The sequence below is a fragment of the Sulfobacillus sp. TH-112 genome, assembly GCF_057473405.1.
Map to the genome: position 1 here is coordinate 1 of NZ_JBYCKN010000162.1, position 8,212 is coordinate 8,212.

Annotated in this window: 4 protein-coding genes; 3 read left to right on the forward strand and 1 reads right to left on the reverse strand. The window is 52.4% G+C overall.

From position 1 onward, the window contains the following. Positions 1-1,803, forward strand: a 1,803-nt coding sequence (locus ACOJWD_RS11295) for a transglycosylase domain-containing protein (RefSeq protein ID WP_486993334.1), incomplete at its 5' end; no start/stop codon positions are given. A 602-nt stretch (positions 1,804-2,405) separates the two neighbouring features. Here ACOJWD_RS11295 and ACOJWD_RS11300 read toward each other — a convergent pair. Further along, complete coding sequence (locus ACOJWD_RS11300; RefSeq protein ID WP_486993335.1) at positions 2,406-2,690, reverse strand: helix-turn-helix transcriptional regulator; 285 nt, start codon at positions 2,688-2,690, stop codon at positions 2,406-2,408. A 717-nt stretch (positions 2,691-3,407) separates the two neighbouring features. Between ACOJWD_RS11300 and ACOJWD_RS11305 the strand changes: the two genes are divergently transcribed. Together ACOJWD_RS11305 and ACOJWD_RS11310 are read left to right on the forward strand one after the other, a co-directional pair. Then, positions 3,408-5,048, forward strand: a complete 1,641-nt coding sequence (locus ACOJWD_RS11305; protein WP_486993336.1) for a proton-conducting transporter transmembrane domain-containing protein — start codon at positions 3,408-3,410, stop codon at positions 5,046-5,048. Positions 5,049-5,065: 17 nt separating this feature from the next. Further along, positions 5,066-7,561 (forward strand): YbcC family protein, encoded by a 2,496-nt coding sequence (locus ACOJWD_RS11310; protein ID WP_486993337.1) that lies wholly within the window; start codon positions 5,066-5,068, stop codon positions 7,559-7,561. Positions 7,562-8,212: the final 651 nt, after the last annotated feature.

Sequence of the window (8,212 nt, forward strand, 5' to 3'; positions counted from 1 at the left end):
GTTGACACTGCCGCTAAAGCGTACTTTAATGAATCCCCCAGCCACCTCTCGTTAGCGCAAGCATCGCTTTTGGCAGGCCTTCCCCAAGCCCCGAGCTTATATGATCCGTTAGTCCACCTTAAACTTGCTAAGCAGCGGCAATGGCAGGTTTTGTCAGCCATGGCAAAGTACGGCTATATCACACCATCTCAAGCAAAGGCGGCTTTTTCCGCCCCGCTTGATTTACGCCCCCACGCCGTTACCCTATCGGAAGCGTCCTTACCATACCCATGGTATATCCAACATGTCATCCATGTTTTAGAACACCAAGGGTATTCCCTGCAGGAAATTGACGATGGCGGCCTTAAAATCTATACGGAACTCGATCCCACCGCGTATACTATTGCCCAACGCGCTGTCGATGAATGGATGACGAAGAATTTCGGATCTAATCCAGTCTATGAGGCGGCGGTAATGGTAGAAGACCCGCACAATGGTGCCGTATGGGCGGTCATTGGTGGACGAACATACCAAGGCTCTGATCCGGAAGACCTGGCAACCAATCCCTCCGTCCAACGCTCGACAGGATCCTCCATCAAGCCACTCATGGAATATTCGGAGGCGATTATGAAAGGCTATACGCAAATGTCCGTGATTCAAGACGTCCCGATATTCCAAAACATTGATGGCCAAGCATGGTGGCCTAAAAATGATGACCATTTGTATCGAGGATATATGGACCTACGTGACGCACTCGCGATTTCCGATAACGATGTTGCCGTGCATCTCCTCAAAGATATTGGTATCCAAACCGGATTCCATTTCGCGACGAAGGACTTTGGCCTGCCTCTTCCACAGATTGACTCTACTCAATATGGCGTAGCCATTGGTGGATTTGACAAAGGCGGTGTCAATGTCCTCGACATGACTCGCGCTTACGCCACGTTTCCTAACAACGGCGTCATGATGACGCCTATATGGGTGCGAAAGGTGGTCCGGCAAGACGGTTCCGTGGCATATCAGGACTCACCTCACGCGAAAACGCTATTCTCCCCACAAGTTGCCTACATCATGGATCAAATGATGCAGTGGGTCCTCAAACCTCAGGAAATTCCCAGTATTGGGCCTGGTGCCTATGCCACAGGCTACGACCTCGGCATAGGCCGGCCTGCAGCTGGAAAGACCGGCACCAATAACGGCGAGCGCGATGCCTGGTTTATGGGATACGAACCACAAATGGTGGTCGGCGTCTGGGAAGGGAATGAAAAAGGAGAACTACCACAACCATCGACGCCAAGTGGGCCGGCCTATGGGGATGTGGCGGCGGGGCCCATTTGGCGTCAAATTATGGAACAGATTAACCAACAAGAGCATATTTCGGCCAAACCGTTTCCTCGCCCTCCGGGGATGGTATATGTGGCGCACGTTTCGATCACCTCAGGTATGCTGGCAGGTCCACTAACACCCAAAGACGATATTGAAGGTGCCTGGTTTATTCGAGGCACCCAGCCAAAAACCATTGGCCACCATCATGAAGAGGTGACAGTATTGGCATCCGACCCGCATGAGTTATGGGAACCCGGCTGTGGACCCGCCGTCAGTGCCGACTTTCTGGTGCCAGAATCGGATTGGCATGTCGGAGTGCCCCTTCCTTGGGATAGTCTCTATTGGCCCCCGACTACACGATGTCAACCAACACCTGCCGGCCCGCCCACGACGTCCTTTCCTAACCGGCCACCCCACGGTCCCCCGGGTCCCCCTCCCCATGCTCCGGGCGGTAATCCACCCCCGAGGCCAGGCGGACGACCGGGGGGCAACCCCTAATTGAATCAGGGATTGCGGGGGCTCTCTCGGTCCCTGACAGCACGAATCCACCTCCCTTGTAGCCTAGGATCAAGGCTAGACAGCGCGACCTGTAGACGAGTTTCGAACGGTAGAAAAAGCCTTGTTCGACTCTCTGGCCCTTGATCTGCGACATGCAAATGGGCGACCGCAGTCATCGCGATTGATGGTGTGATGGAGCAAGAGTTGGTCTAGTGTCGCAATAAAGGAATGCGCAAGAGATTGCAGGATGGAAACCATGTGACGTACGTCAGGATTTCCATACCTCTTATCCCGATTGGTGTGATCCATGCAAAATATGAGCAGAGGATGCATGGGTAGACCAAAAGGTGACGCCATCGTCAAACCCTCGAGGTATTCACCTAACACGTCGGATCGTGCCGTAGTGTGGAAAGGCCTATCAAAAAGGTCCACCCGAGGTTAAACCACGCCAAAGTTTCTCTACATTTTGTACAGAGCCATGGTTTTGACGGGGAATTCTACACATATGAGATACACCAGCACAGAGCATAGGCCAGGCCCGAAGCAAGATTCGCTCGCTATGGTCCGCTTTACGTGGGTATTGATTCTACAATGTGCGCCAATTAACGATCTGAAGTGGTCAATAATTCCAGCAGGTCCTTAATCGTGAGGCCTCGTTGCAAGGGGTGGCGCATCGGAAGGTTCGGATGAATTTCATATCGGTTCTGTCGTCCATCCCGGAAGCGGCTGACGTACCCAGCCTTCTCTAAATCATCCACAATACGTTGGACCGCTCGCTCGGTAATGCCCACAACCCCCGCGATTTCTCGGGCCGTCATACGTCCCCCATTTCGAGCCACACACAGCAGGACTTGAGCGTGGTTCGTCAGAAACGTCCACTCAGCCATCAGCACGGCTCCTCTCTACTTAGCACGACCTCGATTTCATGATAAAGCAAGTAGGGATCCCGTGCACGATTTTCGCGATGGTTAAAGGACCCGCCCACATCATCATGTCTTCCCAAATTTATCGAATCACAGGGCTTCACGGGTTGGAGTCCCATCCTAAACCACTGCTTGGTATGCTGACCGAACGTCGTCGCCCATTGATGAAAGTGTTTCAGTATCCGCTTAACCGGCGCCGCGCAGCAAACCACTACTGAATTAATGAGCGAGCTTAAGAGGTCAACTGACGGTGGGTATTTGAAAGTAGCATCCGTCATTGTACTAACGATGTCAGCACGCGACGACTGTGAGTAATTAACCCAAGATTTCGTTAGTCTTGATAGATGAATTAATGATTGGTCGGGCATCTTAAGTTCATAACCTGGGGAAGCGCACACTAGTTCAAAACTGAGGAATAGTCTTTGTCGCGACGGGAGGCGAAAAAGGCCCGTAGGTGCGGTTGCACATTTTTTTGGGCAGCCCAGATTCCGCGATAATCATTTTCTGCTTGAGCGGATTGCATTTCTGAGCGTTTTTCGCTATCATAAAGCGACATTTAAGTCGTGTTATGTATGTCGTCTCTAAGATCGACTGGGGTCTGCCAATGGATTCAGATCGCCATAAATTGAGGGCGAAATTTTTTTGCCCGTTTGATTGACGAAACAAGGGGTGTCGTGTGCAATGGTAGGAGTCTCCACCGTAATAACGTCTGACCTCATGCTGATATTGCCTTTGCCGTTACTTATGGTAGGTGTGGTGGGAGGAGTCGATGCCGACCGACATCCCCATCGCATCAGAGGATGGACAACGGGTGCCGCTTGGATCGCGTTGTTGGGTGCGGTGCTGGCCGCCGGAACCTATGTCTTGGGAATGACTGCCCCCACACGTTACCTGGTTCTGCATATACCGTCTGTCCAAAGCCTAGTAGCGCGTAGCGTCGACGTTAACGGGCTCACTCTGTTGATGCTACTACTGGTTACGTTGGTCGGCATGGTGGTCGCACGCTATTCGGCCGCGTATCTGGATGGGGACACCCATGAAGGCCGTTTCCATCGGTGGCTGAGTCTCACCTTGGGCTCTTTCTTAGTGCTTATTGTGGCAGGCAACATCTGGGAATTTCTCGTCTTTTGGATCGTCACGAGTCTATGTTTGCACAACTTGTTGGCCTTCTATCCCGAGCGTCCCATCGCGGTACTGGCCGCCCGCAAGAAATACCTGCTCCACCGCATTGCGGATGCAAGCCTATTCGGCGCCTTCCTGCTTATCTCACGTTCTCTGCATACGTCAGAGTTTACCGACATCGCTCACGCACTCGCAAGAAACCCAGGCCCCTTACCGGAGTCGCTGCAGATCGCAGCAGGACTTATCGTGTTGAGTGCCATCCTCAAGAGTGCACAATTCCCGTTCCATGGATGGCTCATCCAAGTCATGGAAGCCCCAACGCCGGTCTCCGCATTGCTACACGCCGGGATTATCTATACCGGAACATTTTTACTGCTGCGCACGGTGCCCATCATGTCACGGGTAATATGGACCGGAAACATACTGATAATCACGGGACTTGTAGCTATCACAACTACTTCTCTAATGATGATGACCGCAACCAATATTAAGGGAACACTGGCATATTCCACTAGTGCGCAAATGGGTTTCATGTTGCTGGAATGCGGCATGGGACTTTACAGCCTCGCGTTATTGCACATTGTCTCGCACTCCGTGTACAAGGCCCATGCTTTTCTGTCATCAGGTAGCGTGGTAGACTATTTCCGCATTCCGGCACTCCCGACAGTCCCCACCACCGCAAGCGTAGGTAAGGCTATCGGCAGTCTGGCGATTGCGGCACCCATCGCCATCGGCACAGCATTCGTATTCGGGGTGCCAGTGGTTCACCAGACCTCGCTTATTGTGATGGGATTCATTCTGATCGTGGCCGTATCACAGTTGCTTTTACAAGCCCTAAACATTCGACAAATTGGCGTGAGCGGTTTTGTGTGGATGACCATTCTGCTTAGTGTGTTAATTTCTGTAGCCTATTTCGGCCTGGAATTACTTTTTACCGTACTATTTCGGGCCAGTTTGCCTACCCGCCTTGGGCCCTCTGATGTACTCTTCGATGGTCTCTTGGGATTAGTCGTTGTGACATTCGTAGGCCTATTGTTGGTTCAGCAGATGCTACCGCGGCTACGACGTCATCCCCTTGGACAGGCCATCTATGTGCATCTTTATAACGATCTTTACATCGATTTGGTATTCACTCGTTTACTGCAAAGATTCACATCTGCGAACACCAAGGCATTGTTGCCAGGGTCGCGCCAAAAGTGACTCTGGGGGGAGATATCATGAGTACTATGTCAGTGTACGAATCGCAGATTGCAAATAAGGTTGAGATCGCCTGCCAACGCATTGCGCCGCTATGGCCTCTGAAAAATTTTGTGGCGGCCAATCCATATTTAGGTCTAAGTAACCAGCCGTTTTGGAAGGCCCACGACACCTTGGGCCGCATTAGCGGCTCGGGATTATGCATGCCCCGCGACTACTACCGCCAGCAAATGGCTCGTGGTCGAATTACTCGGGACGATTTGGCGCAAGCCTTAACCGAGTTAGAAAGTCCATGGGACGTGTCTGCCTTTGAGCACCGGCTTTATTCGGACACTCCGCCATCAGCGAGACCACTTAAACTTGTCACGAATGTCCTTTCAGAACTTGATGGCCAGGACTGGCCAAGCTTCGTAGTCGAACGCATCAGTCGATACTGTGCGGCATATTTTGACGAAGGTCAAGCCGTATGGGCAACGCCTTGGAAAGATACACCGCTCTATAGCGGCTGGCGGGCTTTTGCGCTCCTTGACAAGAGCCCTCGAGTGATGGGCGTGCGCGGCCTTCGTCAGGCGCTGACCACGTGGCCAGATACCGCTGAAGGCGCAATAGTAAGCGCCCTGGACAAATTGAATGTGCCGATTCAGGCGGTTGACGATTATCTACATGCAGCGTTGTTGAGTATTGGTGGTTGGGCGGGGTGGACACGATATCTGCGTTGGCAAGCAGAATTGCAAGGCAACCGCGACGACTCGATACGAGATCTGCTCGCTATCCGTCTTACTTGGGACGCCTTGCTCTATCAGTTACGTTGCAGCAAAGAATTTGAGATGCGTTGGCGTCAGTCTCTGGATGAAATCTCCTTGGCTGCAGATCGCCCTGACATCCGATTCCAGATTGATGCCATACTACAGACAGCGTTCGAAGTCGGATACCAAAGGCAATTAGCGACATGCTTAACAAACCCTCAGGATGCCGTGCCAATAAACGATCGCCCCGACGCGCAAGTGGTATTTTGTATTGACGTGCGTTCTGAGGTCTACCGGAGGGCGTTGGAAACGGTAAATCCAAGAATTCAAACACTGGGTTTTGCCGGATTCTTCGGTATTCCGATGGAGTTCCTTCCTTTCGGTGCCCTAGCGGGCGAGGCGCACCTACCGATCCTATTCAATCCATCGTATCGTATTGCCGAGTCTTTGGGTAAAGAGAATGAGCTCGAGTCACGCAAACAAATGGCTCGACGGTATACACGGATTCGTATGGCCAAGGCATGGAAGTTGTTCAAAACTTCAGCCGCATCCACTTTCGGATTTGTCGAGGCCGCGGGTCTATTATTGGGCCCAAAGCTCATTAGTGACAGCATGGGATGGACTCGATCTGCACCACGTCCTGAACACGTAGGGTTGCCGACAAGGGTTCACGAACGTCTGAAACCTGTGCTGACTGCCATAGAAGTACCATCAGAAGCATATAGTAATGGCGGATCGACAGGCATTCCGGAGGACGATCGCCCGGCAACAGCGGAACTTCTTTTACGAAACATGGGGATGACCCAGGGATTCGCACGACTGGTATTGTTTGTTGGGCATGCGAGTACCACCACCAACAATCCGCAGGCGACCAGTTTGGATTGTGGCGCTTGCGGCGGTCAATCTGGGGAGGTAAATGCTCGAATCGCTGCCGCGTTGCTCAATGATCCCGTCACGCGCCGCGGGCTCGCGCGCAAGTCCATCGCCATCCCTGAAGACACGCACTTTATCGCGGGATTGCACAACACCACGACGGACGAGATTCGACTATTTGACACGAGTGAAGTGCCGTTATCCCACGTGAACGATGTGCAGCAACTACACGATTGGTTGGAAAGCGCAGGACAAACCACTCGTTTAGAACGCGCTTTGTCTTTAGGAATTCGTGACACGTCCCTGCCAACCATTGGCGCACAAATCCGCTCACGCGCTCGCAACTGGGCGCAGTTGCGTCCAGAATGGGCCCTGGCCGGTAATGCAGCTTTGATTGTTGCCCCGCGTATCCGTACTCGAGAGTGCAATCTAGCTGGGCGTGTCTTTCTTCACGACTATAATTGGCATCATGATTCCGATTTTTCCACGCTAGAGCTAATTATGACGGCACCGATGATAGTGGCCAATTGGATCAACCTTCAGTACTACGGGTCAATGGTGGACAATCTCCGATTGGGGAGCGGCAATAAGGTTTTACATAACGTTGTAGGTGGGTCTATTGGCGTTCTTGAGGGCAATGGTGGAGATCTGCGAGTAGGTTTAGGGTTGCAGTCATTGCACGACGGTGTAAGGTGGATGCATGAACCCCTGCGCCTCAATGTCATCATTGAGGCACCGCAGGACGCGATCGATAATGTGATCGCGCACCACGACCGCGTGCGTGAACTGACGGACAATACCTGGATTCACCTTTTCCAACTTGATGATGCAGGCCACGTGAATCGTCGCGTTGGTCACAAGCATTGGCGCCCCTATTACCATCGGCACCCCAAATGATGCGACAAGACCAATTTCTCGATTTCTGCAAGGTACTACCGGAGGATCTAAGCCTCCCCGTGTGAAAATATTAGGCATCGACAACGGCTCGAGACCCCAAAAGACTCGGCGAAGTATGAAGGAATAAGTGGGATTAGGTTGCTTTATTCCCACGATGAAATTCCTCACGGGAACTAATTTCGCAAATCACCGGAGCACTCGAATTCTCTTAGGCGAGCAGACGCTACGGCCAGCCTTCGAATTTGTCTTTTCCGACCGAATCGTTCCATCCTGACAACCGCTTGCAACACCTCCCGGGTCTTCGTGGCTGACGACTCCTGCACGAGAGATGGCAGAGTTGGCCCAGTGAACAAGACGGATGGGTTTCCCTGGGGAAGTCGTTGTACACTGCGGACACGGAGGGAAAGGCGCACCCTGGCAAAGCGACGGGACCGCCATCTATAGAAGCGCCACTAATCTATAGAGAGACCATCACATCGGCGGTATCAGCACCTTCTCTTGAGGGTCACCCTAATGCCTCCATAATCCGCCGTGCCTTGAGTGCCACCCTCCGCACCGTTCTGATGGACTTATCCCAGTCTGATCATCGTTAGTCAATTGATCAAACGGAGCCACCTTCCTGTTTCATTATGCCACCGCTTCTTAGGGCCA

What these genes read in the sequence shown, in the direction of transcription:
- ACOJWD_RS11305 (WP_486993336.1), top strand. Translation starts at nt 3,408, where the DNA reads ATGGTAGGAGTCTCCACCGTAATAACGTCTGACCTCATGCTGATATTG.
- ACOJWD_RS11310 (WP_486993337.1), top strand. Translation starts at nt 5,066, where the DNA reads ATGAGTACTATGTCAGTGTACGAATCGCAGATTGCAAATAAGGTTGAG.
- ACOJWD_RS11300 (WP_486993335.1), bottom strand. Translation starts at nt 2,690, where the DNA reads ATGGCTGAGTGGACGTTTCTGACGAACCACGCTCAAGTCCTGCTGTGT.